This is a genomic window from Microbacterium marmarense (genome assembly GCF_037204165.1).
In the GTDB taxonomy this organism is placed as follows: Bacteria; Actinomycetota; Actinomycetes; order Actinomycetales; family Microbacteriaceae; genus Microbacterium; species Microbacterium marmarense.
The window spans coordinates 131,307-156,190 of sequence record NZ_JBBDGL010000004.1; the positions used below are offsets into that span (position 1 = coordinate 131,307).

General features: G+C 63.1%; 27 protein-coding genes and 1 tRNA gene. 4 read left to right on the plus strand and 24 right to left on the minus strand.

The features are described 5' to 3' along the window. Nucleotides 1-43: 43 nt before the first annotated feature. From WDU96_RS12240 to prmC, 8 genes are all read right to left on the minus strand, one after another. A complete protein-coding gene (locus WDU96_RS12240; RefSeq protein ID WP_337338803.1) occupies nt 44-835 on the minus strand; it encodes a F0F1 ATP synthase subunit delta in 792 nt (263 codons plus the stop codon). After that, complete coding sequence (locus WDU96_RS12245; RefSeq protein WP_337338804.1) at nt 835-1,395, minus strand: F0F1 ATP synthase subunit B; 561 nt, start codon at nt 1,393-1,395, stop codon at nt 835-837. Before WDU96_RS12245 ends, WDU96_RS12240 begins: the two co-directional genes overlap by 1 nt. A gap of 30 nt (nt 1,396-1,425) precedes the next feature. Further along, on the minus strand, nt 1,426-1,659 hold the full coding sequence (atpE, locus tag WDU96_RS12250; protein WP_045274135.1) for an ATP synthase F0 subunit C: 234 nt from the start codon (nt 1,657-1,659) through the stop codon (nt 1,426-1,428). Between the two features lie 45 nt (nt 1,660-1,704). After that, the gene (gene atpB / locus WDU96_RS12255; RefSeq protein ID WP_337338927.1) at nt 1,705-2,520 is read right to left on the minus strand and encodes a F0F1 ATP synthase subunit A; all 816 of its coding nucleotides are present in this window, start codon (nt 2,518-2,520) and stop codon (nt 1,705-1,707) included. 106 nt (nt 2,521-2,626) lie between these two features. Further along, nucleotides 2,627-3,166, minus strand: coding sequence for a Cg1360 family ATP-synthase-associated protein (locus WDU96_RS12260; protein ID WP_337338805.1), 540 nt, complete (start codon nt 3,164-3,166; stop codon nt 2,627-2,629). Then, nucleotides 3,163-4,317, minus strand: a complete 1,155-nt coding sequence (locus WDU96_RS12265; RefSeq protein WP_337338806.1) for an MraY family glycosyltransferase — start codon at nt 4,315-4,317, stop codon at nt 3,163-3,165. Before WDU96_RS12265 ends, WDU96_RS12260 begins: the two co-directional genes overlap by 4 nt. Further along, the gene (locus WDU96_RS12270; RefSeq protein WP_337338807.1) at nt 4,314-4,985 is read right to left on the minus strand and encodes an L-threonylcarbamoyladenylate synthase; all 672 of its coding nucleotides are present in this window, start codon (nt 4,983-4,985) and stop codon (nt 4,314-4,316) included. The genes WDU96_RS12265 and WDU96_RS12270 overlap by 4 nt, the downstream gene beginning before the upstream one ends. A gap of 53 nt (nt 4,986-5,038) precedes the next feature. Continuing rightward, nucleotides 5,039-5,917 carry a peptide chain release factor N(5)-glutamine methyltransferase gene (gene prmC, locus WDU96_RS12275; RefSeq protein WP_337338808.1) on the minus strand — a complete coding sequence of 293 codons (879 nt, stop codon included), beginning with the start codon at nt 5,915-5,917 and terminating at the stop codon, nt 5,039-5,041. Between the two features lie 130 nt (nt 5,918-6,047). Between prmC and cysK the strand changes: the two genes are divergently transcribed. Continuing rightward, nucleotides 6,048-6,986 (plus strand): cysteine synthase A, encoded by a 939-nt coding sequence (gene cysK / locus WDU96_RS12280; protein WP_337338809.1) that lies wholly within the window; start codon nt 6,048-6,050, stop codon nt 6,984-6,986. 5 nt (nt 6,987-6,991) lie between these two features. Further along, entirely contained in the window at nt 6,992-7,603 is a 612-nt protein-coding gene (gene epsC / locus WDU96_RS12285) for a serine O-acetyltransferase EpsC (RefSeq protein ID WP_420063960.1), read from the plus strand. Nucleotides 7,604-7,665: 62 nt separating this feature from the next. Here the strand turns inward: epsC and WDU96_RS12290 are convergent, their stop codons facing one another. From WDU96_RS12290 to WDU96_RS12335, 10 genes are all read right to left on the minus strand, one after another. Then, nucleotides 7,666-8,070 carry a hypothetical protein gene (locus WDU96_RS12290; protein WP_337338810.1) on the minus strand — a complete coding sequence of 135 codons (405 nt, stop codon included), beginning with the start codon at nt 8,068-8,070 and terminating at the stop codon, nt 7,666-7,668. Nucleotides 8,071-8,155: 85 nt separating this feature from the next. After that, entirely contained in the window at nt 8,156-9,235 is a 1,080-nt protein-coding gene (gene prfA, locus WDU96_RS12295) for a peptide chain release factor 1 (RefSeq protein WP_337338811.1), read from the minus strand. Nucleotides 9,236-9,253: 18 nt separating this feature from the next. Then, complete coding sequence (gene rho / locus WDU96_RS12300; RefSeq protein ID WP_337338812.1) at nt 9,254-11,344, minus strand: transcription termination factor Rho; 2,091 nt, start codon at nt 11,342-11,344, stop codon at nt 9,254-9,256. 159 nt (nt 11,345-11,503) lie between these two features. Then, entirely contained in the window at nt 11,504-12,460 is a 957-nt protein-coding gene (gene thrB / locus WDU96_RS12305) for a homoserine kinase (protein ID WP_337338813.1), read from the minus strand. Continuing rightward, the gene (gene thrC, locus WDU96_RS12310) at nt 12,457-13,545 is read right to left on the minus strand and encodes a threonine synthase (RefSeq protein WP_337338814.1); all 1,089 of its coding nucleotides are present in this window, start codon (nt 13,543-13,545) and stop codon (nt 12,457-12,459) included. The genes thrB and thrC overlap by 4 nt, the downstream gene beginning before the upstream one ends. Before the next feature lie 2 nt (nt 13,546-13,547). Then, nucleotides 13,548-14,864, minus strand: coding sequence for a homoserine dehydrogenase (locus tag WDU96_RS12315; protein ID WP_337338815.1), 1,317 nt, complete (start codon nt 14,862-14,864; stop codon nt 13,548-13,550). After that, nucleotides 14,861-16,252 (minus strand): diaminopimelate decarboxylase, encoded by a 1,392-nt coding sequence (lysA, locus tag WDU96_RS12320; protein WP_337338816.1) that lies wholly within the window; start codon nt 16,250-16,252, stop codon nt 14,861-14,863. Before lysA ends, WDU96_RS12315 begins: the two co-directional genes overlap by 4 nt. Before the next feature lie 179 nt (nt 16,253-16,431). Next, nucleotides 16,432-17,244 (minus strand): LmeA family phospholipid-binding protein, encoded by an 813-nt coding sequence (locus tag WDU96_RS12325; protein ID WP_337338817.1) that lies wholly within the window; start codon nt 17,242-17,244, stop codon nt 16,432-16,434. A gap of 6 nt (nt 17,245-17,250) precedes the next feature. Continuing rightward, nucleotides 17,251-18,918, minus strand: a complete 1,668-nt coding sequence (gene argS, locus WDU96_RS12330; protein WP_337338818.1) for an arginine--tRNA ligase — start codon at nt 18,916-18,918, stop codon at nt 17,251-17,253. A 49-nt stretch (nt 18,919-18,967) separates the two neighbouring features. Further along, on the minus strand, nt 18,968-19,813 hold the full coding sequence (locus WDU96_RS12335; protein WP_337338819.1) for a transglutaminase-like domain-containing protein: 846 nt from the start codon (nt 19,811-19,813) through the stop codon (nt 18,968-18,970). 123 nt (nt 19,814-19,936) lie between these two features. Here WDU96_RS12335 and WDU96_RS12340 point away from each other — a divergent pair, with 123 nt between their 5' ends. Further along, the gene (locus WDU96_RS12340; protein ID WP_337338820.1) at nt 19,937-20,749 is read left to right on the plus strand and encodes an SGNH/GDSL hydrolase family protein; all 813 of its coding nucleotides are present in this window, start codon (nt 19,937-19,939) and stop codon (nt 20,747-20,749) included. Between the two features lie 44 nt (nt 20,750-20,793). Further along, nucleotides 20,794-20,866: transfer RNA gene (locus tag WDU96_RS12345), tRNA-Arg, on the plus strand. A gap of 55 nt (nt 20,867-20,921) precedes the next feature. Here the strand turns inward: WDU96_RS12345 and WDU96_RS12350 are convergent. From WDU96_RS12350 to WDU96_RS12375, 6 genes are all read right to left on the minus strand, one after another. Beyond that, complete coding sequence (locus WDU96_RS12350) at nt 20,922-21,578, minus strand: NAD(P)H-dependent oxidoreductase (protein ID WP_337338821.1); 657 nt, start codon at nt 21,576-21,578, stop codon at nt 20,922-20,924. Nucleotides 21,579-21,581: 3 nt separating this feature from the next. Continuing rightward, nucleotides 21,582-22,142 carry a TetR/AcrR family transcriptional regulator gene (locus tag WDU96_RS12355; RefSeq protein WP_337338822.1) on the minus strand — a complete coding sequence of 187 codons (561 nt, stop codon included), beginning with the start codon at nt 22,140-22,142 and terminating at the stop codon, nt 21,582-21,584. Nucleotides 22,143-22,261: 119 nt separating this feature from the next. Further along, nucleotides 22,262-22,798 (minus strand): RBBP9/YdeN family alpha/beta hydrolase, encoded by a 537-nt coding sequence (locus tag WDU96_RS12360; RefSeq protein WP_337338823.1) that lies wholly within the window; start codon nt 22,796-22,798, stop codon nt 22,262-22,264. Between the two features lie 115 nt (nt 22,799-22,913). Further along, the gene (locus WDU96_RS12365) at nt 22,914-23,285 is read right to left on the minus strand and encodes a hypothetical protein (protein ID WP_337338824.1); all 372 of its coding nucleotides are present in this window, start codon (nt 23,283-23,285) and stop codon (nt 22,914-22,916) included. Nucleotides 23,286-23,323: 38 nt separating this feature from the next. Next, nucleotides 23,324-24,064 carry an EI24 domain-containing protein gene (locus WDU96_RS12370; RefSeq protein ID WP_337338825.1) on the minus strand — a complete coding sequence of 247 codons (741 nt, stop codon included), beginning with the start codon at nt 24,062-24,064 and terminating at the stop codon, nt 23,324-23,326. A gap of 28 nt (nt 24,065-24,092) precedes the next feature. Continuing rightward, the gene (locus tag WDU96_RS12375; protein WP_337338826.1) at nt 24,093-24,797 is read right to left on the minus strand and encodes an alpha/beta fold hydrolase; all 705 of its coding nucleotides are present in this window, start codon (nt 24,795-24,797) and stop codon (nt 24,093-24,095) included. Nucleotides 24,798-24,884: the final 87 nt, after the last annotated feature.

A 24,884-nucleotide genomic window follows, 5' to 3' on the forward strand; every position in this document is an offset into this window, starting at 1 on the left:
CGTGGCCCCAAAATCTCTCCGCCACCCGGGCGGGAAGTCTGTACTAGCTAGCGAGTCGCTGACGCAGGTCCGCCAGTCGTGCCGACACGCTTGCATCGATAACGTCATCCGCGATCTGCACGCGGAGTCCGCCAACGACTGACGGGTCGATAACCGTGTTCAGCGTTACGGCGTTGCCGTAGCGCTGAGAGAGCGTTGCAGCCAATCGTTCGGCTTGCGCGGCCGAGAGCGGTGCAGCCGTGTAAACAGTGGCTACGCTGCGCCCGCGCTGATCGGCAACAAGATGTGACGCACGAGCGATCAGCTCGCGGACGCGCCGTTCGTTCGGTGCTTGCACCATCGAGGCGAGGATCACAGTCGTTGCTTCGCTCGCGCGTGTACCGAGGAGGTTCTGCACGAGTGCACCCTTCGCCGCAACATCGCCGAGGCGGCTGCCAAGAGCGAGCTCCAGTTCAGGGTTCTCTGCGACGGTCCGCGAGAACTGAAACAGCTCTGCGCCGAGGTCGACCTGAGGCTCTGCTACCGCTGCCGCGCGGATCGCCAGCTCCTCGATACCGTCAACGAGGTCGGCAGCCGAAGACCAGCGCTGATCGACGACAGCGTTCAGCAGGGCGCTCGTTGTCGCCGTTGATGTCGGCGAGAACACCGACGCAATGACAGCCCGTCGCGCTTCGATCGGGGCTGCGGAGTCGGCAAGCGCGCCGCTCAGCTGTGACGTTTCTCCTGCGGCGCGGGCCGCGGCAAAGAGCTCGCGAGCAACGTCGAGGTTGACGCCCGACGCGGCATCAAGTGCCCGCGTCGTTGCCGCAAGGGCCTGAGTGGTCGCGCTCCCCATTACTTCGATGCCTTTTCTGCCTCAGATGCCTCAAGGTCAGCGAGGAAGCGGTCTACGACAGCCTGAGCCTTCGCGTCGTCTGAGAGTGTCTCACCAATGACTCCACCAGCAAGGTCGAGTGCCAGTGTGCCGACCTCGCTGCGCAGTGAGACGAACGCTGTCTGTCGTTCTGCCTCGATCTGTGCATGAGCCGAGGAGGTGAGACGGCTGGCTTCAGCCGTCGCAGAGTCCTTGGCTTCGGCGAGAATCTTCTTGCCATCCTCACGGGCAGCGTCGCGGATCTCACCGGCTTCTTTGCGTGCGTCGGCGAGTTGAGCGGTGTATTCCTCGAGAGCGGCTTCGGCCTTGCGCTGCGCTTCGTCAGCCTTGGCGATGTTCCCCTCGATAGCCGCGCCACGCTCGTCGAGGAGCGCCTTCATCTTGGGAAGGGCGACCTTCCAGAAGATGACGAGGATGACGACGAAGCACACCGTCGACCAAATGATGTCGTACCAAGCGGGGATGAGTGGGTTAGTCACTTCACCCTCTTCCGCGGCGTACGCGACAAGAGCGTTTAGCATCCTGTCTCCTTAAGGCTGAGTGTCAACGGATCAGACGAAGATGAAGTAGGTCGCGATGCCGATGAAGGCGAGCGCCTCGGTGAAGGCGATACCAATCCACATGAGGACCTGGAGGCGACCAGCCAGCTCGGGCTGACGAGCAACACCCTCGATGGTCTTGCCGACGACGATACCCACGCCGATGGCGGGGCCGATGGCGGCGAGGCCGTAGCCCATCGTTGCGACGTTGCCGCTGAGCTCTGCGAGAACCGTAGTTGCGTCCACGGGTTGTGTTTCCTTTCGATTATGGGCGGCGTGCAGCCGACCCGCTTAGTGCTCTTCCGCTACCGCGAGCTGAATGTAGACCGCGGTGAGGAGGGCGAAGACGTAAGCCTGGAGTACGGCCACGAGGATTTCAAAGAGTGTGAAGACGAACCCGAAGGCGAGGCTGCCGGCGCCGAGAAGCGTCCACCAACCGCCAAGGTCGACGACGAAGAACTGGGTAGCCGCGAAGAACAGCACCAGCAGCAAGTGACCGACCATCATGTTCATCAGCAATCGCAACGTCAACGTCACGGGGCGAATGATGAACGTCGAAATGAGTTCGATCGGCGTGACGATGATGTAGATGGGCCACGGCACGCCACTGGGGAACAACGCGTTCTTGAAGAAGTTCTTCGGGCTCTTCTTGATTCCCGCATAGATGAATGTCACGTAGCTCACGATGGCCAACGTGAGCGGCACAGCGATGATGCTGGTACCGGCGATGTTCAAGAACGGGATGATTCCCGTGATGTTCATGAACAAGATCATGAAGAACATCGTCGTAAGGATGGGCAAGAAACGCTGGGCGTCTTTCTTGCCGAGGAGGTCTTCACCGATGTTGACCCGGACGAAGTCCAGGCCCATCTCTACCAGGCTCTGGAAACGTCCCGGGACGACCTTCATGCGGCGCGTGCCGAGCCAGAAGATCAGTACGACGGCGAGCGTCGCCAAGAACTGGATGAGGTGAATTCGCGTGATCGGAACGACACCGAATGCGTCGAAGAGAACTTCAGGGAAGAACTCATTGACCGAGGGTCCGTGGAATTCGGCCCCTCCGTCGGCAGTGGCGTGGGCGATCAGGGTCGCAGCATGAGTAAACAGCGCTGACTCCAGCTTCGGGGCACCGGCGTAAACCGTTGCGACGATGGTCGATGAGCGTCACGCCGCAGTACTTGCGAGGCAAGCGGGCGGGCGCAGATTGAGCCTATCAAACTCCCGGGCCCTCTGCCGCCGCAGACGGCTTCTGATTCTTAGAGAGTTCGTCTTTCACAGGCTTCTCGTCCACCTTGTCGCCCTCATCGGGGTCGGTAGGCAGTGAGACATCGCTCACGTGGGGCACACGCATGCGAGTGAGCACTACGACATCGACCACGAGCGAGGCGAGAACGCTCGCGATCACGGCAAGCACAAAGATGGTCGGATTGATCCACGGCTGATCCCTGAGCACGAGCATGGCAACCAAGAAGAGGACGAATTTCAGAATCCACCCACCCAAGACCACTCCGAAGAAGATCGGCACGTAGAGGTCGTCGCCGTACCATCGGTTCGCGATCAGGATGCTGACGCCTGTGATCGCGAGGAACACCGCGGCGATCAGCACCCCGGTCAGCGCGCTGAGCATTCCGGTGGTGCCGTCTACGACGTAGCCGATGATCGCGCCGATCACAGCAAGAGCGGCGGTGACGGCTGCCGACCACACGAGGGTGGTTCGCAGAATCGGTGTGCTTGAGACGGGCGAATTGGTCATGGGGCGTTCTCCAGTGCGGGCGCGGGCGCACGTCGGCGCGAGGGAAGGAAGGTGACGACGAGGCAGGCGATGATGCCCACGACGCCGAAGATGACACCGATCAAGTAGTTGCCCGGCCACTCCTGCTGCGTTCCGATGTACATCAGCAGCACGGCGAGGCTGAAGATGGCGGTCCAGGCATAGAAGATCAGCACGGCGTCGCGGTCGGAGTGACCCATGTCGAGCATGCGGTGGTGCAGGTGTTTGCGGTCTGGCGAGAACGGTGACTTTCCGGCAGCCATACGTCGGATCACGGCCAGCGCAAAATCAAGCAACGGCAAGAGCACAACGACGACGGGCAAGATGATCGGAATGAAGGCACCGAGCAGTTGCGAGCGTCCGAACTGATCGTTGTCACCGATCAGCGCTGGGTCAAGCCCGGTGATGGCGATGGCGGAGCATGCCATGAGCAGACCGAGCATCAGCGCACCAGAATCGCCCATGAACAGCTTCGCCGGGCTCCAGTTCAGTGGAAGAAAGCCGATGCATGCTCCGATGAGTACCGCGGCGATGAATGAGGCGAGGTTGAAGTAGCTGCTGGCGCCGATGTCGCGCACGAGCAGGTAGGAATAGGCGAAGAACACGGAGTTTGCGATGAGGCAGACGCCTGCGACCAGGCCGTCCAGACCGTCGATGAAGTTGACCGCGTTCATCACGATCACTATCGAGAACACCGTGAGGGTGAAGCTCACCCAACTCGAGCCCACCGCGAGGCCGCCGATAGGGAGCGACACAATCTGCAGTTGGCCGATTCCTGCGATGATGCCAGCGGCAAGGAACTGGGCGCCGAGCTTGATGGTCCAATCCAGATCCCACAGGTCATCTGCCAGTCCCACGCATACGATCAGCGCGGTCGCGCCCAAGATCGCCCATACGCGCTGCGGTTCAGCCCAAACGATCGCAAAGAATGGGTTCTGCGACGAGAGCAGTATGGCTGCGGTGACCGCGAGAAACATCGCCACCCCGCCGAGCCGTGGAGTCGGCGTCTTATGCACGTCGCGCTCACGGATGCCTGGGTACAGCTTGTAGCGGATGCTCACGCGCCATACGACCCACGAAAGAACGAAGGCCAGCGTGGCGGTGAAGAGAATCGTGAAGACGTATTGCTTCACGCGACGTCCGGCTCTAACAGATCCCCGAGAACCTCTCGCAGCTGCACACGGCTCACCGCGCCTTCGCGCAGCACTTTGACGATCTTCTCGTCCGTGCCGATCAATCCGGTCGCATCAACAATCGTCGACGCAATGCCGGTGGTAGCCATGCCGTCCGAGAGATAGACCTTTACGCTGTCGGCAAGCATGTCCTGCGCTTCTTCTGCCGTGATCGCGGCCGCTTTGCCCGTTCGGTTCGCACTCGAAACCGCGAGCGGGCCGGTCTCTTCGAGAAGTTCGAGCGCAATGCGGTGTGCGGGCATGCGCAGCGCGACAGTGCCGCGCGTCTCGCCGAGATCCCAGGTGAGTGAGGGCTGGGCTGGCAACACGATGGTGAGCCCACCCGGCCAGAACGCTTCCACGAGCCGCTCCACGGCTTCTGGAAGTTCGGCGACCAGAGCGCGCAGCGTGGTGACGCCCGCCACGAGAACCGGGGGCGGCGACTGGCGTCCGCGGCCTTTCGCGTCGAGAAGCCGTTGCACTGCCGCGGCATCGAAGGCATTTGCCGCGACCCCGTAGACGGTGTCGGTGGGAAGGACAACCAGTTCACCACGGCCAATGGCCTGGCGAGCTTGGCGCATGCCCGAGAGCACCTGCGCCTCATCACGGCAATCGAAGATCTCAGACATGTCGGGCACAGTCTAATTGTGACTGCTGAGCGCAGCCCGAATCGAACGGGAGTTCACGGCCGCAAAGCGGTGGTCGCGCGGTCACGCAACGTGAGGTCGGGGTGAGTTGCCGCACCCAACCAACCGTCACGGGCCAGGATCTCGCGAATACCGGCGCCCTGCCATTCGCCGTGCTCGATCACGATGGTGCCGCCGGGGTGCGCGAGTCGCAGACCGACCTGGCTGAGAATTCTCACGACGTCGAGCCCGTCTGCGCCGCCGTACAGGGCTACTTCGGGATCGAAGAAGCGCACCTCGGGATCCCGCGGAATCGCATCGTCGGGAACATACGGCGGATTGGATGCCACGACCGAAACTGTGCCATCGAGTTCAGGAAAGGCCTGCGCGAGGTCGATGAATGCCAGGGTGGCGTTTTCAGCATCCACCCTCGCGAAATTCTCTTTCGTCCACAAGAACGCTTCGACCGAGTTCTCTGCCGCGAAAACGCGAGCGTGGGTCACTTCCGTTGCCATCGCCAAGGCGATCGCCCCACTACCGGTGCCGAGATCAACGGCGATAGGGGCAGGCGACGCCACCGCGCCGAGCGCGTCAATGGCCAGCTGGGCGACCATCTCGGTCTCGGGGCGGGGCACGAACACTCCTGGGCCAACGCGTAGCTCTAGGTGCCGAAACGGCGCCAAGCCCGTGATGTGTTGAAGAGGCTCGCGGGTGAGGCGTCGTGCGACAAGCTGCTCAAAGTGAGCGGTCTGCTCTGCAGTGAAATCGTCGCCGCGCACGGCGCTGGCTTGCACTCCCCCGCGACTCGACCCCAGAACGAACGCTGCGAGCAACTCAGCATCAACGTCGGGGTCAGTGATGCCGGCGCGCTGAAGCGCCGCTGACGCGCGCCGAAGTGACGGCGAAATCGCCTGGGGGGAATGAACGGGAGCCATAAGCGCTATAAACAATACGCCCGGCGTCAAATCCAGGCGAAATGAATTGAATCGTCATACAAGGCCCCTTTCGGGATCGCTCCCTTAGGCTAGCCATCGCACGCGACTACCACCCGTGAAAGGCTCACACATGCCCGGTATCTATCCCGACATCACCTCCACTTTCGGCAACACTCCATTGGTTCGCCTGAACCGCGTCGCAGAAGACGTTGAAGGCAACGTGCTGGCAAAGCTGGAGTTCTACAACCCCGCCTCGAGCGTCAAAGACCGGCTTGGCATCGCCATCGTCGATGCCGCTGAAGCGTCAGGCGAATTGAAGGCAGGCGGAATCATCGTCGAGGGCACCAGTGGAAACACCGGTATCGCCCTGGCAATGGTCGGAGCCGCTCGCGGTTACCGCGTGATTCTCGCGATGCCGTCGTCGATGTCGATTGAGCGTCGCCTGCTGCTCAAGGCCTACGGCGCTGAGCTTGTTCTCACCGAGCCCGCCTTGGGTATGCGCGGTGCGGTCGACAAGGCTGCCGAGATTGTCGCCGAGACCCCCGGTGCGGTGCTGGCTCGGCAGTTCGAGAACGAGGCAAACGCGGCTATCCACCGCACCACCACTGCCGAAGAGATTCTTCGCGACACCGATGGTCAGGTCGACTACTTCGTCGCGGGCATTGGCACTGGCGGCACGATCACCGGCGTCGGACAGGTTTTGAAAGAAAAGGCGCCGAACGCGAAGGTCATCGCCGTGGAGCCCGCTGACTCGCCGCTCTTGACCAAGGGAACGCCAGGCCCCCACAAGATCCAGGGCATCGGCCCCAACTTCATTCCCGAGATCCTCGACCAGAGCGTCATCGATGAGGTCATCGATGTGGAGCTGTCAGATGCTGTCGAGACCGCGCGTGCCGTAGGCACGAAGGACGGCATTCTCGTTGGCATCTCTTCGGGTGCCGCGGTGTGGGCGGCTCTGCAGATCGCCGCACGCCCCGAGGCCGCGGGCAAGAACATCGTGGTCGTGATCCCGTCGAACGGTGAGCGCTACTTGTCGACCGTGCTCTTCGAGAACCTCAGCGCTGAATAATCGCTGTGCCTAACGCTTCACCACGCGGACTCGCTGCGGTGGCTTCGTCAGATGTCGTTGCGCGCTTTCGCGAGGATCTCAACGCCGCAAAGCTGCGCGACCCCGCCGCGCGTAGCTCGCTCGAGATTGCGCTGCTCTACCCAGGACTTCACGCACTCTGGGCGCACCGGGTCTGGCATGCCTTGTGGTCTCGACGTTTGCGTTTTCTCGCGCGAGCGGGATCGCAGCTCACCCGCTGGCTGACCGGAATCGAGATCCATCCGGGCGCGACGATCGGTCGCCGCTTTTTCATCGATCATGGGATGGGTGTCGTGATCGGCGAGACGGCTGAAGTCGGTGACGATGTGATGCTCTATCACGGTGTCACGCTCGGCGGCCGCCAGCGCGAGGGCGGCAAGCGCCACCCCACGCTGGGCAACGGTGTAGCAGTGGGCGCTGGCGCCAAGGTTCTCGGACCGATCACACTTGGAGCCGGCTGCGTCGTCGGCGCGAACGCCGTGGTCACACGTGACGCTCCTGCGGACAGCGTGCTGGTCGGCATTCCGGCGAAGGCGCGCGCGCGCCGCCAGCGTGAAGATACGAGAGCAATCCTGACCGCACCCGATTACAGCATCTGAATAACGACAGCGGCCCTGTCCTCGCCGATTGGCGAAGACAGGGCCGCTTGTCGTCTCTGCGGCTAATTCGCGTCGCGGCGGTCTTCTACCTTCTTTTTGATAAAGATCATCGGCAGCAGCAATGTGGCCAAGGCGGTAACCGCCCACACGATGACCGGAGCAAGAACCCATGAGAGGGCGTCGGTGATGCGAATGCCGCCGATGGGCAGCAACACGACGATCAACAGCGCCACGAGGGTCGAAATGATTCCGATGCCGCCCAGAAGAGCAGGTGCGTTTCGACGGGCAACCTTCGTGATCCAGGGCGCAAGAACACTCTGCAGCACCGCGAAAATCAGCACGGCGAGCACAAAGCCCCACCAATCGCTCCAGTCAATGACGAATCCCTCAAGGACCCAGTCAGCTACCAGAATGCCCAGTGCCGCCGAAGCAACGAAAATCAGCGCGCGAATGAGAAACATGATCATGCCGCGAGCATAGCGTTGCAAAGAACCCGCGCCCAACGTCGACACGCTTCAGTGAACGCTAGCCAGCGGCCGAGAAAGGCGGAGCCTAAGACTCCGAGCCGAGTGCGGCCAATCGCGCTTCTTCGTCAGCGCTCACAGCGGACTCGATGATCGGGTCGAGCGCGCCGTCCATCACTTGATCGAGGTTGTACGACTTGTACCCCGTTCGGTGATCGGCAATGCGGTTCTCGGGAAAGTTGTAGGTGCGGATTCGCTCGGAACGGTCCATCCCACGGATTTGGGACTTGCGCGCGTCTGAGGCTGCTGCGTCGATCTCTTCTTGCTGCTTCGCCAGGATCCTCGCGCGCAGCACGCGCATTCCCGCTTCGCGGTTCTGCAGCTGTGACTTCTCGTTCTGCATCGACACCACAATGCCTGTCGGAATGTGTGTGATGCGCACGGCGGAGTCGGTCGTATTGACCGATTGCCCACCCGGACCGGAAGACCGAAACACATCGATCTTCAGGTCGTTGGGGCTGATCGCGACCTCGTCTGGCTCATCGACCTCGGGAAAGACGAGAACACCTGTCGTCGAGGTGTGGATGCGCCCCTGTGACTCGGTAGCTGGCACACGCTGGACGCGGTGCACGCCACCCTCGTACTTGAGGTGTGCCCACACACCCTGCGCGGGGTCACTCGACGAGCCCTTGATCGCGACCTGAACGTCTTTATAGCCGCCCAGATCGGATTCGTTGCGCTCGAGCAGCTCGGTCTTCCACCCCTTCGAGGCGGCGTACTGCATGTACATGCGCAACAGGTCAGCCGCAAACAGCGCGCTTTCCGCGCCGCCTTCGCCGCCCTTGATCTCCATGATCACGTCACGCGCGTCGTCGGGGTCGCGTGGAATGAGCAGACGGCGTAGCTTCTCTTGCGTCTGCTCCACTAGCTCTTCAAGAGCCGGCACCTCTTCGGCGAAGACTTCGTCTTCTTTCGCGAGTTCCCTGGCCGCTTCAAGATCGTCTGCAGCTGCAAGCCACGCATCGTGCGCGGCGACGATGCGACTCAGTTCGGCGTAACGCCGATTGACTCGTTTCGCACGCCGAGCATCAGCGTGCAAAGCGGGATCGGAAAGCTCAGTTTGAAGGGCCTGGTGCTCTTCGACCAGCGTTTTTACGGAGTCGAACACGTGGTGCTCCCCCGTCGCTCAGCGAATGCTGTTGTCGTTTGTGTGGCCGTGTCCGTTGCCAGATGCTGGCGCCGGAATCGACTTCTGCATCTGAACCAGGAACTCAACGTTGGACTGTGTCTCTTTGAGCTTACCCAACACCACTTCGAGCGCCTGCTGGGTGTCAAGGCCCGCAAGGGCGCGACGCAGCTTCCACGTGATCTTGACCTCGTCGTTAGACAGCAGCATCTCTTCGCGACGTGTGCTTGAAGCGTTGACGTCAACAGCGGGGAAGATGCGCTTGTCGGCGAGTTGGCGGGACAGACGAAGTTCGCTGTTGCCGGTGCCCTTGAACTCTTCGAAGATCACATCATCCATCTTCGAGCCGGTCTCTACGAGTGCCGTCGCGAGAATGGTCAACGATCCACCGTTTTCGATGTTGCGTGCAGCGCCGAAGAACCGCTTGGGCGGGTAGAGCGCGGAAGCGTCGACACCACCAGTGAGCACACGGCCCGAAGCGGGAGCCGAGATGTTGTAGGCACGGCCGAGGCGAGTGATCGAGTCGAGAAGCACGACGACGTCGCGACCAAGCTCAACGAGACGCTTCGCCCGCTCAATGGCGAGCTCAGCGACCGTGGTGTGATCTTCTGCCGGACGATCGAAGGTCGAGGCGATGACCTCGCCCTTGACCGTTCGCTGCATGTCGGTCACTTCTTCGGGGCGCTCATCCACGAGGACGACCATGAGGTGCACCTCGGGGTTGTTCGTAGCGATCGCGTTGGCGATCTGCTGCAGCACGATCGTCTTTCCGGCCTTGGGCGGAGCGACAATGAGGCCGCGCTGGCCCTTGCCGATCGGTGCCACCAGGTCGATGATTCGCTGCGTGAGCTTCTCAGGAGCGGTCTCAAGGCGCAAGCGGTCCTGAGGGTACAGGGGTGTGAGTTCGTTGAACTCGACGCGCGCTGCGGCATCGTCAACCGACAAGCCGTTCACCGCGTCGACCTTCACCAGAGCGTTGTACTTCTGCCGGCCCGACTGCTCGCCTTCACGTGGCTGCTTGATCGCGCCCACGACAGCGTCACCCTTGCGCAGGTTGTACTTCTTGACCTGACCGAGCGACACATAGACGTCGCTGTTTCCGGGCAGGTAGCCCGACGTGCGCACGAATGCATAGTTGTCGAGAACGTCGAGAATGCCCGCGATCGGAATCAGAACGTCGTCGTCGTTGATCTCAGTTTCGAACTCGTCACCCGGCTGGCCGCGACGCTTGTTGCGCTGACGGCCGCGGCCACCCGACTGCGACTGCGACTGATCATCGTCGCTGTCGGGCTGCGGCCCGTTGTTCTGCTGGCCCTGCCCGCTCTGGCCATTGTTCTGCTGACCGCCCTGCGCGTTCTGACCGTTGCTCTGGCCACCCTGTGCGTTGCGGTTGCGGTTGCGGTTGCGGTTGCGGTTGCGCCCACGCGAAGGAGTTCCTTCGCTTGAGTCGTCGCCGTCAGACTGCGCGCCGTTGTCGCTCGCGTTGTCGCCGTCGTTCTTCGCGTCGCTATCGTTCTTGGCCGAGTTATCGTTCTTCGCGGCGTCGTCGTTCTTCGCAGCGTCGTCGTTCTTCGCAGCGTTGTCGTTCTTCGCGGCGCCGTCGTTCTGGGTCGCCGCGGGCGCGTCATCGGCAGCGACTGGCGCTTCGGTGCCAGCCGCGGCGCTGTTCGCATCTTCTGCGGCGGCTGCCTTTTCCGCAGCAGCTTTCGCAGCAGCAGCCTTGGTCGGACGCTTGCGCACGGGCTTCTTGACCGGTGCGCTCGATGCGTCATCCGCAGCAGCAGCGTCAGACGAGTCAGGCGCAGCTGGCGACTCAGCGGTAGCCGGCGCGGTGGTCGCACTGTCTGCCTCAGCAGGCGCTGCCGCAGCGGGCGCACTCTGCTGAGCGCTTGCGGCGTCAGCTGCTGCTGCCTCGACATCTGCAGTCTTGGCGCGTCGGGGGGCGCGCTTACGTGGCGCCTTCGCTGGCGCTTCAGCCGGTGCTGATGCCGCGGCGTCGGTAGTGGTCTCCACTGACTCAGCCTTCTGAGGTGCGTCTACGCGCTCTTCAGCTGAATTGTCGGTGGTGTGGATCTCGGAGATGGACTCCACGAGTTCTCCCTTGTCAAAACGATTGGAATATGCACGTTCGCACGGGATGTTTGCGGGGCAGACACCTGCTGAAGACGGGTTCGGATACCCAAGTGATGGTCAGAGTTCGTCAACAGACGGCCGTGCGGAAATTTCGCAGATTTGCGACGGAGGCCAGAGTCACGCTGTTTGCGTGGAACCCTCCGCGTACTCCTTCACTGTACCACCCTTGAAGTCGACAGCCAGCATCAGCGCCTCCCACGGGGTGTCAATCTGGGTGGCCACGAACTCGGCGGCAGCGAGCCGCTGCCCTGGCCCGTCAGCCAGAACGAGAACGCTCGGCCCGGCACCAGACACAACAGCCGCGAATCCCTGTGCGCGCAACTCCAACACGAGTCGAGTGGTCTCGGGCATCGCCTGCGCGCGGTAGTTCTGGTGCAGCTTGTCTTCGGTTGCGGCGAGCAGAAGCTCAGGGCTCTGCGTGAGAGCGGCGATCAGCAGCGCCGAGCGCGACACATTGAAAACGGCGTCTTCACGCGGAACGTGCAACGGCTGCAGGCTGCGAGCCACGCTGGTCGACATCGTGAACTCGGGAACGAACACGAGCGGCGAGACGCCACGGTGTACGAGCAGCTTCTTGTGCATCGGTCCGGTCTCGTCGACCCACGCGATCGTCAACCCGCCGAACAGCGCGGGGGCAACGTTGTCGGGGTGGCCTTCGAGTTCCGTCGCAAGTCGCAGCAGGGTTTCGTCGCCGAGTTCAACATCGCCAGCAAGCAAACCCTTGGCTGCGAGCAAGCCGGCCACAACGGCCGCACCAGAGGAGCCCATTCCTCGGCCGTGCGGAATGACGTTGTGTGCTTCCAGTCGCAGGCCGGGCATACGCCGACCCACAGCCTCGTACGCATACGCGATGGTGCGCACAACCAAGTGCGAGGCATCGCGGGGAACGTCGTCGATGCCTTGGCCAGTGAGCTCGATGTCGAGTTCGCCCTCCGCAAGGGCGGTGACCACGAGTTCGTCGTACACGCTCAGAGCTAGTCCAAGAGTGTCAAACCCGGGGCCAAGATTGGCGCTGGTTGCCGGCACCCTGACGACGACACTCCGCCCGGGCGCCGGCGAAAGCGCCGCGTTCACGCCGAGGCCTGGACCGGCTGAAGATCGAGAACCGATGCGACCTCTGAGGTAGCTGCGTCAACAACCGTGGGAGTCACGTCGGTGCCGTCAGCGTTGCGCAACGCCCACTGCGGGTCTTTGAGGCCGTGACCGGTGACAGTGAGAACGACGCGTGAGCCGGCAGGAATGATTCCCGCTTCAGCGCGGTCGAGCAGACCGGCAACGCTGATCGCAGATGCGGGCTCGACGAAGATGCCGACCTCAGAGGCGAGAAGCTTCTGCGCGGCAAGAATGCGCTCGTCATCGATTGCGCCGAACCAGCCGTCGGTGGCTTCACGCGCGGCAAGCGCGAGGTCCCACGAAGCAGGGTTGCCGATGCGAATCGCGCTGGCGATCGTCTCGGGGTTCTTCACGACCTCACCACGAACAAACGGCGCTGAGCCCTCGGCCTGCAAGCCGAACATCCGCGGCACGCGAGTTGAGACGCCGCGCTCGGCTTCTTCGGTGTAGCCGCGCGAGTATGCGGTGTAGTTGCCCGCGTTGCCGACCGGAATGAAGTGGAAGTCGGGAGCATCGCCGAGCACCTCGACGACCTCGTAGGCGGCCGTCTTCTGGCCATCGATGCGGTCGGGGTTGACCGAGTTGACGAGGTGCACGGGGTAGTTATCGGCAAGCTCGCGTGCGATCTCGAGGCAGTCGTCGAAGTTTCCGCGCACTTGAATCAGACGACCGTTGTGCGCGACCGCCTGGCTGAGCTTGCCCATGGCGATCTTGCCCTCCGGCACCAGCACGGCGGCGGTGATTCCAGCGTGCGCCGCGTACGCGGCGGCGGATGCTGAGGTGTTGCCCGTCGAGGCGCAGATAACCGCCTTGGCACCGTGTTCGACGGCACGCGAGAGCGCCACTGTCATCCCGCGGTCTTTGAACGACCCCGTCGGGTTCATTCCTTCGAACTTCACCCATACGTCGGCGCCGGTGCGGCGTGACAACGATGGCGCCGGCAGCAGCGGCGTGCCACCTTCGCCGAGGGTGACGACACTCGAGGCGTCAGTGACGCCAAGACGATCTGCATATTCGCGGAGAACTCCGCGCCAAAGGTGTGCCATTTTCAGTCTCCTTCTACCCGCAATACCGATACGACCCGCGCCACCACGCCACTTGCGGCGAGTGTGTCTACGGTGTCGCTGAGATCTTGTTCACGTGCCTTGTGCGTGCCGATCACCAAGCGCGCCGTGGCCGCGTCGGTGTCGTCTGCGTCGATCACTGTCTGTTCGACGGTCGCGATTGACACTTTGCCATCGCTCAGTGTGCCGGCAACCGTTGCGAGCACTCCGGGGCGATCGTTCACTTCGAGCGTGATCTGATAGCGCGTGGTGACGTGCCCGATCGGCACGATCGGCAGGTTGGCAAGGGTTGACTCGCCGACACCGACACCGCCTGCGATATGACGACGTGCCGCCGAAACGACGTCGCCGAGCACGGCCGATGCGGTCTGCACGCCGCCCGCTCCCGCGCCATAGAACATGAGGTTTCCGGCAGCCTCTGCCTGCACGAAGACAGCGTTGTTCGCACCGTGCACCGAAGCGAGCGGGTGTTCACGGTCGACGAGCGCCGGATACACCCGTACCGAGATGGATTCGCCGCCGGCGTCGTCGTTCAGCCGCTCGCACACGGCGAGCAGCTTGATGACGTAGCCCGCTTTGCGGGCAGCATCCATCATCGACTTATCGATCTGAGTGATGCCCTCGCGGTGCACGGACTCGAGCGGAATCGTCGTGTGGAACGCAAGGCTCGCCAGAATCGCGGCCTTCTGAGCCGCGTCGTAGCCCTCGACATCAGCCGTCGGGTCAGCCTCGGCGTATCCCAGAGCTTGCGCGTCGGCGAGAACGTCGGCAAATTCGGCGCCCTCTTTGTCCATGCGGTCGAGGATGTAGTTCGTCGTGCCGTTGACGATGCCCATGATGCGCTGCACCCTGTCGCCAGCAAGCGAATCGCGCAGCGGGCGGATGATGGGGATCGCACCGGCGGCCGCGGCCTCGTAGTACACCTGGGCGCCCACCTGGTCTGCAGCGGCGAACAGCTCAGGCCCGTGGGTTGCCAGCAGCGCCTTGTTGGCCGTGACGACGTCTGCACCAGAGTTGATCGCTTCGAGCAGGTACTCACGCGCGGGCTCGATGCCGCCCATCAGTTCGATGACGATGTCTGCGCCGACAATGAGCGTCTTCGCGTCGGTGGTGAGCAGTTCTTGAGGCAGATCGACTTCGCGCGGTGCGTTGACGTCGCGCACGGCAATGCCAACGAGCTCGAGTGTTGCTCCCGCGCGGTCGGCGAGTTCGTCACCGTGCTGTCGGAGCAACGAAGCAACTTGAGAGCCCACGGAGCCAGCACCCAGAAGTGCGACGCGGAGGCGGCGGTAATCGGTCATGCGATCCCTTCCATCGGAGATTCGGTGAGGCCGGCATCACGCGAGAGCAGATCGTTGATCGTCTCGCCGCGAACGATTACCCGCGCCTCTCCCCCGCGCAGCGCCACCATGGGCGGCCGGGGAACGAAGTTGTAGTTGCTTGCCAGCGAGAAGCAGTAGGCGCCGGTGGCCGGCACCGCGAGCAGGTCGCCAGGGGCGACGTCACCGGGCAGGTACTCCGCGTCGACCACGATGTCACCAGACTCACAGTGCTTGCCGACGACGCGCACGAGCGCGGGGTCGGCGTCGCTGATGCGTGAAGCGAGTCGCGCCGAATACTGCGCGCCGTACAGCGCCGGGCGCGCGTTGTCGCTCATGCCACCATCAACGCTCACGTAGAGACGCGTCGCGCCGTCTTCGAGGTTGACAGTCTTGGTGGTGCCCACTTCATACAGCGTGACACCAGCGCGGCCGACGATCGTGCGGCCTGGTTCGAATGCCAGGTTGGGCATAGCGATGCCGCGCACCTCGCACTCTCGAGCGACGGCATCGGCGATACCTGCCGCGAGCTCTTCGATCGGGGTCGGCTGGTCTGACGCGGTGTAGGCGATGCCGAATCCGCCGCCGAGGTTGAGTACCGGCACCGGCGCAGCTTCGGCGAGCTCGGCGTGCAGTTCGATGAGTCGCGCGGCTGACTCTTCAAAGCCAGCGGTACCGAAGATCTGCGAGCCGATATGGCAGTGCAAGCCGATGAAGGTCAGCGAAGAGAGTTCGCGGATGCGCGCGACGGCGGCTGGAGCATCCGCCAGGGTGAAGCCGAACTTCTGGTCTTCGTGAGCGGTGGCAAGAAAGTCGTGAGTCTCAGCGTGCACACCGCTGTTCACACGGATCAGCACCGCTTGATTGATGCCAAGGCGCTCAGCGATTGCTGCGAGACGCTCGATCTCGATCGGACTGTCGATGACGATCGAGCCAACTCCGGCGGCGACAGCGGCTTCGAGCTCGTAAGCGCTCTTATTGTTTCCGTGGAAGCCGAGGCGCGCAGGTTCTGCCCCTGCCGCGAGCGCAAGAGCCAGCTCGCCCCCCGTGCACACATCGACGGCGAGGCCTTCTTGGGTGACCCAGCGCACGACCTCAGCAGTCAGCAACGCCTTGCCGGCGTAGTAGACGCGGGCGTCTACGCCGTGACGCCCTGCCGCCGAGTTGAATGCAGCGAGGGCCTGCCGTGCGCGAGCACGAATGGCGTCTTCGTCGACGACCCACAGCGGGGTGCCGAATTCTTCGCGCAGCGCAGAAGCTGTGATGCCGCCGAGCACGATTTCGCCACGCTCGTCGCGGGTCGCGCTACTCGGCCATACGGTCTCGACAAGTTCGTTGGCGTCGTCGGGAGCATCCGGCCGTGTCGACACGGAAGAGGGCGAAGCGGCGGACACAGAAAGACCAATCGGTGGGAACTTGGGTTGCGGTGCCGCCAGAACAGCCAAGGCGGCAAGAAGCCGCGGCCGGCAGGCGCACACGCCGGGCAGTTTCTGAGTCTACGGCACGGTGTATGCCGAGCCCGTGACTTGTGACGCCCGATGGCGTGGTGTCACTCGCAGGTACCGTTCTGCTGCAGTGCGTCGGTCGTGAGCAGGGCGCTGTCGACCGTGAAGTCAGCGATGAGCTTGCCACCGCTCACCTCGGCGCTGGTCAGCGTGACTCCGGTCGGCAGGTATTCCGCCACGCATACCGGCCAGTCCTGCAACACGACGTCGGCAACGACTCCGAACTGATCCCGCAACCGGTCGGCGGTGAGCTCAGCGCCCGCCACCTCCACCGAATCGGGACTGAGCACGAGCTCGCCCTCGACCGCAGAAGGTGTGAGGGCGGCGCCGACCGGCACGCCGATGCCGAGAAGCGACAGCTCCATGTTCATCGTGATGGTTGAGTCATCAAGGCCCATTGTCTCAGCGGGAAATCCTTCGACCGTCGACATCAATCCGCGCAGTTGCTCTTCGTTCAGAGCGACCGTTGCCATCGCCCCGCTCATGCCCTGCGGTTCACGCACCCGTACATCGTGCGCGGTCACGCTGACATCGGCGACGACATCACCGAGCGGCACGTCGTCGGATGAGACCACGACGGTGTCGAGTCGCCCCACGATGAGCTGCGGAATCACAGTGCCCTCAATGTCGACATCGATCTCATGATCCGCGGGAAGATCGAGCTGCTCTGCCACACCGTTGCTGATCATCTTCTCGGCGATGTCGCGCGCGGCGGCCTCGGCGGCGAACCACGCCACGATCGCTCCGCCCACGACGAGAACCAGAATCACGATCCACGGCCAGCGTCGCTTCTTGGGCGGCTCTGCATAACCCCAGTCAGGAATGACCGTTGTCGGCTGCGTATCGTTCAGGCTCATCGGCTCTTACATCCGTTCTGGTGCACTAACCCCGAGCAGGTCGAGTCCGTTGCGCAGCACTTGACCGGTGGCGTCGTTGAGCCACAGGCGCGTGCGATGCACCGCTTCAATCTCACCGTCGCCGAGCGGAATGATTCGGCAATTGTCATACCAGCGGTGGTACAGGCCTGCGAGCTCTTCGAGGTATCGCGCGACGCGATGCGGCTCGCGAACCTCGGCGGCGAACGCGACGATGCGCGGAAACTCCTGCAGCGCACCGAGGAGCGCTGACTCGGTCTCGTGAGTGAGCAGTTCAGGAGCGAATTCGCTGCGGTCAACGCCGGATGCTGCCGCATTTCGTCCGACATTGTGCGTACGCGCGTGGCCATACTGCACGTAGAAGACCGGGTTGTCGTTCGTGCGCTTGCGCAACAGCTCTGGATCGAGGGTGAGCGGCGAATCGGCGGGATACCGTGCCAGCGAATAGCGCAGAGCGTCGGTGCCGAGCCATTCGCGAAGATCGTCCATCTCGATGATGTTGCCGGCGCGCTTGCTCAGACGCGCACCATTCACCGAGACGAGCTGACCGATCAGCACCTCGATGTCTTTCTCGGGGTCGTCTCCTGCCGCACCGGCGAGCGCTTTCAGACGATGCACGTAGCCGTGGTGGTCAGCACCGAGCAGGTAGATCTTGTGCGCGAAGCCGCGGTCGCCCTTGTTGAGGTAGTAGGCAGCGTCGGCGGCAAAGTAGGTGTACTCACCATTCGAACGGCGAATAACACGGTCTTTGTCGTCACCGAAGTCGGTCGTGCGAACCCACACCGCGTCACCGTCGTCGAAGACGTGTCCTTGCTCGCGCAACCGGTCTACTGCCTCGTCGACCAGACTCGGTTCGCCCGTCGCACCGGGGGCGTGAAGCGTGCGTTCCGAGAACCACACGTCGAAGTGAACGTTGAACTGCAACAGTGACGACTGCACTTCAGCCAGTTGGAATCGGTAAGCCAGCTCGCGCGCACGTTCGAGCTGCTCATCGTCGCTCAACTCGAGAAGTCGCGGTTCTGCGGCCAGCACGCGTCGCGCCAGCTCGTCAATATAGGCACCGGCATAGCCGCCCTCAGGGGTCGGCTTGTTCTGCGCCGCCGCAAGCACGGAGTGACCGAAACGCTCCATCTGGGCGCCGGCGTCGTTGATGTAGAACTCGCGATCGACGGTGGCCCCGCTGGCGAGCAGCAGACGAGCGATGGAATCGCCCAGAGCTGCCCATCGAGTGTGACCGATGTGAAGAGGACCGGTCGGGTTCGCACTGACGAACTCGAGGTTGATGGTGCGACCGGACTGCGTCTCGTTGGTGCCGAAGGCAGCGCCAGCCTCGACGATGGTCTTGGCGAGGGCGCCTGCGGCGGCAGCATCCAATCGAATGTTGATGAACCCGGGCCCGGCAACCTCGACGCTGGCGACGCCATCGATCGCGCCGAGCGCCTCGGCGATTTCAGCTGCGAGTTCTCGAGGATTCGCCCCTACCGCCTTTGACAGCTTGAGCGCCGCGTTCGATGCCCAATCGCCGTGGTCGCGGTTCTTGGGACGCTCGAGCGGAACGTCGGCCGACGTCAGACCGTCGCTCGAGCCCGGGCGTCGCGCCTCGATGAGCGGGGCGATGACGGCGAGCAGAGCGGCAGAGAGGGCATCAGGATTCATAACCGTGCCAGTCTAGTTGTGGCGGCTGAGCTCAACTCCGCCGTATCGCTCAGGCGATCTGCACAAGTTCGAAGAAATCATCCGCGGCGGGGTCGGCGACATCGGCCGGAGCCCCCACGCGCACGGCATCTTCATGGTCGTCTGGCAACACCCATGCATCGACACGCATGCGCTCAAGCCCGACGAATCCACCGTGGTAGCTCAAGAAAGCGCAGTCTGACGCATCGCGTCCGGTGGCCATGCGCACGAGCGAGTTTCGGTTCGACAGCCGGGTCGCGTCAATGACGTACCAGGCACCATCGAAGTAAGCCTCCGCCACAGCATGAAAGTCCATCGGGCTGAGGCCAGGGGCGAAGCAGGCGGTGTAGCGCGCCGGCATGTCCATGGCGCGCAGCAGCGCAATGACGACGTGCGCGTAGTCACGGCATACGCCCTGACCGGTCATCAGCGTCGTCACGGCGCTGTCAGTGCCCTGGCTCAGTCCGGGGGTATAGGTCGTGCTGGTGAAGACGAACTCTGACACCGCGGCGATCAGTTCGTGGCCCTGTAGACCTTTGAACTGCCGTCGTGCCTGCTGAAACACTTCATCGGACTGGCAGTAACGACTGGGGCGCAGGTAGGTAATCGCTTCGAGGTCGCTCGTGCGGGCGTGGGTCGCCCGCCCTTCAACGACGGCTTCATAGCGCACTTCGAGTCGGCCAGCCTCGCCTGTGAGGCGATGCAGACGGCTGCCAGACTGGTCGACGATCTCGGTCGGCGTGTACACGCGGTCACCCTGGGTGAAGGTCAGCTGTTCGCTCGAAAGGGGCATCGACTGCGCCGCAGTGATCTGGAAAATCAGGTCGATGGATGCCCCCAGATCGAGGTCCAGTTCAGCGGTGACGAAGCGGTGCATCGAAGTATCCTCGCACGTGAAATACCAGCCCGGCGCCACGCGTCGGCGGGCCACTCGTCGCGCATGCGCTTCCGTCTCGAAGCCAAGGGGTCGCCCCGCCTCATCGTCGCGTAGCCTCGAAGCATGACATCGCATTCCGCAACCCGGGTGTCACGCCCGTGGTGGGCGGCGATGGCGGTCGGTTTCGCTCTCGCTGTGGTGTGCGCTACGGCGCTATGGCGCCCGTGGTTGCAGACGTCCGCGCCGGTCGCTGGTGCGCAGTCGCAGCCGGTCGGCGCGACCGCTGAAGCGCTTGTTCTTCCCACGTCGCCTAGCGTGCTGGTGTTCGGCGATTCGTGGGTTTATGGTTCCGCGGCGATCGTTCCCGAGTTGGGTTTTGCCTACCGACTCGGCGCAGACCTCGGCTGGCAGGTGCGCGTTGACGGTGTGCGTGGCAGCGGCTATCTCAAGCCGGGAATCGACGGGCCCGCATATGGCACCCGAATCGAGGCAATGGATGCTGCTGTCTCCCCCGACCTCATCATCGTGCAGGGTTCAATCAATGACCGTCGCCTCTATGAGTCCGTTGACTATCGGTTAGCGGTCAACGCCGCGTGGGATGAGCTTGCGGCGAAGTACCCTGCCGCATCCATCGTCATTCTTGGACCCGCCCCTCAGGTGCTGCCGGTCGAGACGGCAACCGAGCAGATCGATCAAGAGCTCGCGGCGCTCGCCACGGAGCGTGGCTGGTGGTACATCTCGCCGATCGCCGAGTCGTGGATCATTGCGTCGAACTACCTTGATGTGATCGACACCGGCGCCGGGCGGGATCACCCGTCAACCGAGGGACACGCGTACCTTGCTGAGCGCGTGATGACGGCGTTTGCCGACATCGTCGCCCCAACCGAAGTTGTCGCCGATGCGCCGGGCGATGCCGAACCGGCCGTTACGCCCTGACCCGGCAAAGACGAAGCCGCATGGGTGGTAATCTCGATCGGTGCGCCTCCGTAGCTCAGGGGATAGAGCGTTGGTTTCCGGTACCAAAGGTCGTGGGTTCGATTCCCGCCGGGGGCACAGCAGACACAAGGAATCGCGGGTCTTCACGACCCGCGATTTTTTGTTCGCGTGATCACTCCTCGAAGTGATCACGCTTCGCGTCGCGAGGAATGCGATCCGGAAGCAGAAATTTCTCAGCCGCGGCTCGCGCCTGCTCCAGCCCGGCAAGTCGCTTGTCTGCGTTGTGATCACCTTCGACATCGAATATGAGATGTGACTCGACGTCGGTGAGTCCGCAATACGCCAGAGTGCCCACGTCAAGCTGAGTGCGCATCGCGTCGGCGTAGCCATATCGGTCGTATGTCGCCTGCTTGGACCCGCCGACGCCGATCAAGATGGTCGGGATGCGGGGCAGAAGCGAGGATGCATCCGCGACTTTGCCGCGGTCGTGAACTCCGGCACCGTACTGGTACGCCCATCCTGCGGTGAAGACGCGCTCAATCCACCCTTTCATCATCGCCGGCATTCCCCACCAGTAGACGGGAAAGACGAAAGCCAGGCGGTCGGCCGCCTCGACCCGTCGGTGCATCTCGACGATGCCGCCCGGAATCGGTCCGCCCCAGAAGTGGTCGTGATCAGCCTCGGTGAACCGCGGGTCGAAGTTTTCAGCATGCAGATCGAGCACATCGATGCTGGCCGCTTGCGCAACAAACGGAGCATGAAACGCATCCATCACGGCGGCTGGATAGTGATCGGAGAACGGGTGGGAGAACACGGTGAGCAGATGCATAGATCAGGATCGCTTTCTATCGTCAGAATGGTCGAACATCTCCAAAATGCGAGCCTGAAGCAGGGCGGATGCAGCGGCAGATGCCGTGCGAACAACTGATGCACCCCGGTAGGTTGCCGCAGACGTCGCGCCCTCGAACAGGATGAGGATCTGGTCAGAGAGCATCGGGTCGGACGCGTGAAGCTCGTTGCTGACGATCCTGTCGATGAGATCGCGAAGCAACCGGTGGTACTCGTCTACAGCGTTCGTGATCTCTGAGATCTGACCAGCGTTCTCGCCTTCGGCTCGCAGAAAGAAACAGCCTCTCGCCCCTTCGTTGACCATCCAGGTTTCGAGAGAATCGAAGAGCTCGTCAAGGCTCGACCCGTTCACGCTGGCGAAGAATCGAGCTTGTCGTTCACTGAGAACGGCCTCAATGAGTGCGCTTTTGCTCCCGACATGCTTGTAAAGCGTTCGCGTCGAGACGCCCGCCGCGTCGGTCACTCGATCCACACCCGAGGCGGCGAATCCATGCTCGTCGAACACATGTTCCGCCTGCCTGAGGATCCTTATCTTCGTCTCCATACGACAACTGTACAACGATCGTTTTACAGTTCTTCTCACTGGCTCGTCGCTGGCCCGGGTGCGTTCATCCTTGAGCGCCCCGGTTGGTTTCAGCAACGAGCAGCGCTCGTTGCTACTCCTCAGCGGATCAGTCGGTCCAAGAGCTCGAAGGTGTCGAACGGTTGGTCGTAGTCTCCAAAGTGCCCGTCATCACGAACTATCTGAGTGCCGCCGAGATGGTCAAAGAGCAGTCGGCCTTGGCTGGCATCGCACCCGTAAGGGTCGGTGACCGAGTTGATGAAGTAAAGGTCTCCGCCGTGAGCGCCGATCCGATCCCAGTCGTAGGTGTCTTGGAGCACTGGCTCCTCTGACCCATTGACCCGCGTGGCATATCCGGCAACGAGGATCGTCTGGGCGACAGCACACTCGAGGTTCTCAAGCACCGCGAGCAGAAGCGCGGCACCACCAGAGTGACCGACGAGCACGGTGTCGGCGTCGAAGTCGTGGGCGGCGAGCACCTTCGGCAACAACGCGGCGATCGGCTCGACATTGATGCCGGGGTGGTGTGGGCGCTCCACCCGATATCCCCGCTCGCTCAGTCGATGGTCAAGCCACGGGTACCACGCTACGTCCGGGGAGCCACCCGTGCCGTGGAAGATGATCGCGTTCTTGGTCACGAGACGATGATAGTGAGAACGACAGAGCGCACAGCGGCAGCAGCTGGTTGGTGATTCTCCTCAACGCAGCAGCGGGTTGGCGGATCATTCGTCCGAATCGGACCGCGATTTCGCTCTATCCCGTGGCGATGAAGTACGACAGCGCTGCAAGAACAACACACATCGGCACCATCGTGTAGCGCTCTGGTTTACTGCGCGAAACCGCGTTCATCACGATGCCGAGCATGAAGTAGGCGAAGATCACCCACATCGCGACCTCTGCAACCGACTCATCAAAGATGTCGACGGCGCCTACGCGATCCCAGGCGACGACCACGATCAGCGCGTAGATAACGATCGACACCGCGCTTCCAATCCGCAGCCGCGTGGGTAGCACTCGATGTTGGCCGCCCCAGGCGAAAGCGCCTAGCGGGGCGCCGAAGATGAGTGCAAGTTGGAACAGAGCGAGCACGCCGAGCAGTCCGCTGAGCGCGATAGCGAAAGGCATGGAGCCCAATATAGCCACACGTGTTTGCGCAGCGCCGCTCAGGGTGCGTCGGCTGCCTCCGCGAGGAGAGAACGTGCGAGGAGTGTCGAGCCGGCGACAGCCGCCGGCATCGTCGCAACTGCCCCGAGGGGCACGAGGAAGCACAGTTGCGTGGCGACGCCGAAGCCCAGCACTCGTGCCCGTTGACCGCGCCGCGCCGCGCGTCGCTGGGGACCGAGCAGGCCCCGTGCGGTGAGCGCACGGGAGGTCAGCTCGTCAGCGAGCAGCCAACCCGTAAGCGTGACGCCAACTGCGCCGCTCAGTATCGAACCGACGACCGGCACCAGCCCGATGAGCACGGCGATCAGTGCGATCAGAATTCCACGCGCAATCAGCGTGAGGCTGTCACGTGCGGCGCGCCAGAAGCCATAGTCTGCCTCGAGGGGCCCTTCGCCCTCGGCCGCTTCGACAGAACGCCAGATGCGGTCGTAGAACGGTTCGCCAATCAGCAGGGTGAGAGCGGTGAATGACACCGCGCCGATGGCCAGGGCTGCGCCGAACACCGCCGTGCCGAGCGTGACACGGATGATCGTCGCCCAGACGGGCGACCAGCCATCTGCGAACGGAGTCAGCGAGCTCGTGAGTCCGGGTAGCAGCAAGCCGAGCGCGACGAGACCGGCGGCGAACAGCACAGCGACGATCGCTGCCGGAATAAGGCCGAGCGCCATCGCGCCTGGGCGTCGACGCCAATGGGCGAATCCCCGAAAGAGCAGGCCCGCACCACGGATGAACTCGCGCATCGGCTCCAGCCTACGGGTGGCCGCGTCGTCAGCGGCCCGCAGCGCGGGCGATCAGCTCAACGAGTTCCGCCGGTCGTGACCACATCGGCCAGTGCCCAGTCGGCAGATCGACGAGGTCGAGTGCGGTGTGCTCTAGCAGCCCGGCCAAGAACCCGACCCCCTGCGCGGCATACGAGCGATAGTCCGTGCTCGAAAAGGCGGTGCAGATGACAGTGCCGGGAACTGCGAGACGAGCCGGATCGAGCAGAACTACCGGATCGCGGACGGTACCACCGGGTTGCGGTACAGCGCGATCGCGGAACGTACTCAGTTGCTCGTCGGTCAGTTCGCGCATGCTGCCATCGGCCATCTCGGTCTCCCATGCGGCAGAGAGTGGAAACTCCGCGCCTTCAAGCTCGGCGTTCATGGCGAATCCGTCCGGCACCGGCGCGGTATCTACGAATATGACGTGGTCGACCAGATCGGGGTGCCGGTCGAGCACGATGGTGCCCGGCAGCGCGGCCCCGCTATGCAGGACGAGCACACGTCGATCGACGCCGCGATCGAGGGCATCGGCAATGGCCCGAGCGTGGTCGTCAAGCGTTACCTCGCCGCGCCCGCGACTGTTCGGCTCGAGGCCAGGCAGCGTCAGTGCAGCAACGGCGTATCCACGGGCGGCCAGCATGGGCGCAACATCATCCCAAGCCCACGCGCCGAGCCAGAACCCGGGGACGAGGACGATCTGAGTGCTCATGCGCACATAGTCCCACCCCTTTCCCGGCATGTCGAGGGCCGCGCGAGTTCCGCATCAGAGACCGAAAGCCGCCGGCGCCCACCGTGG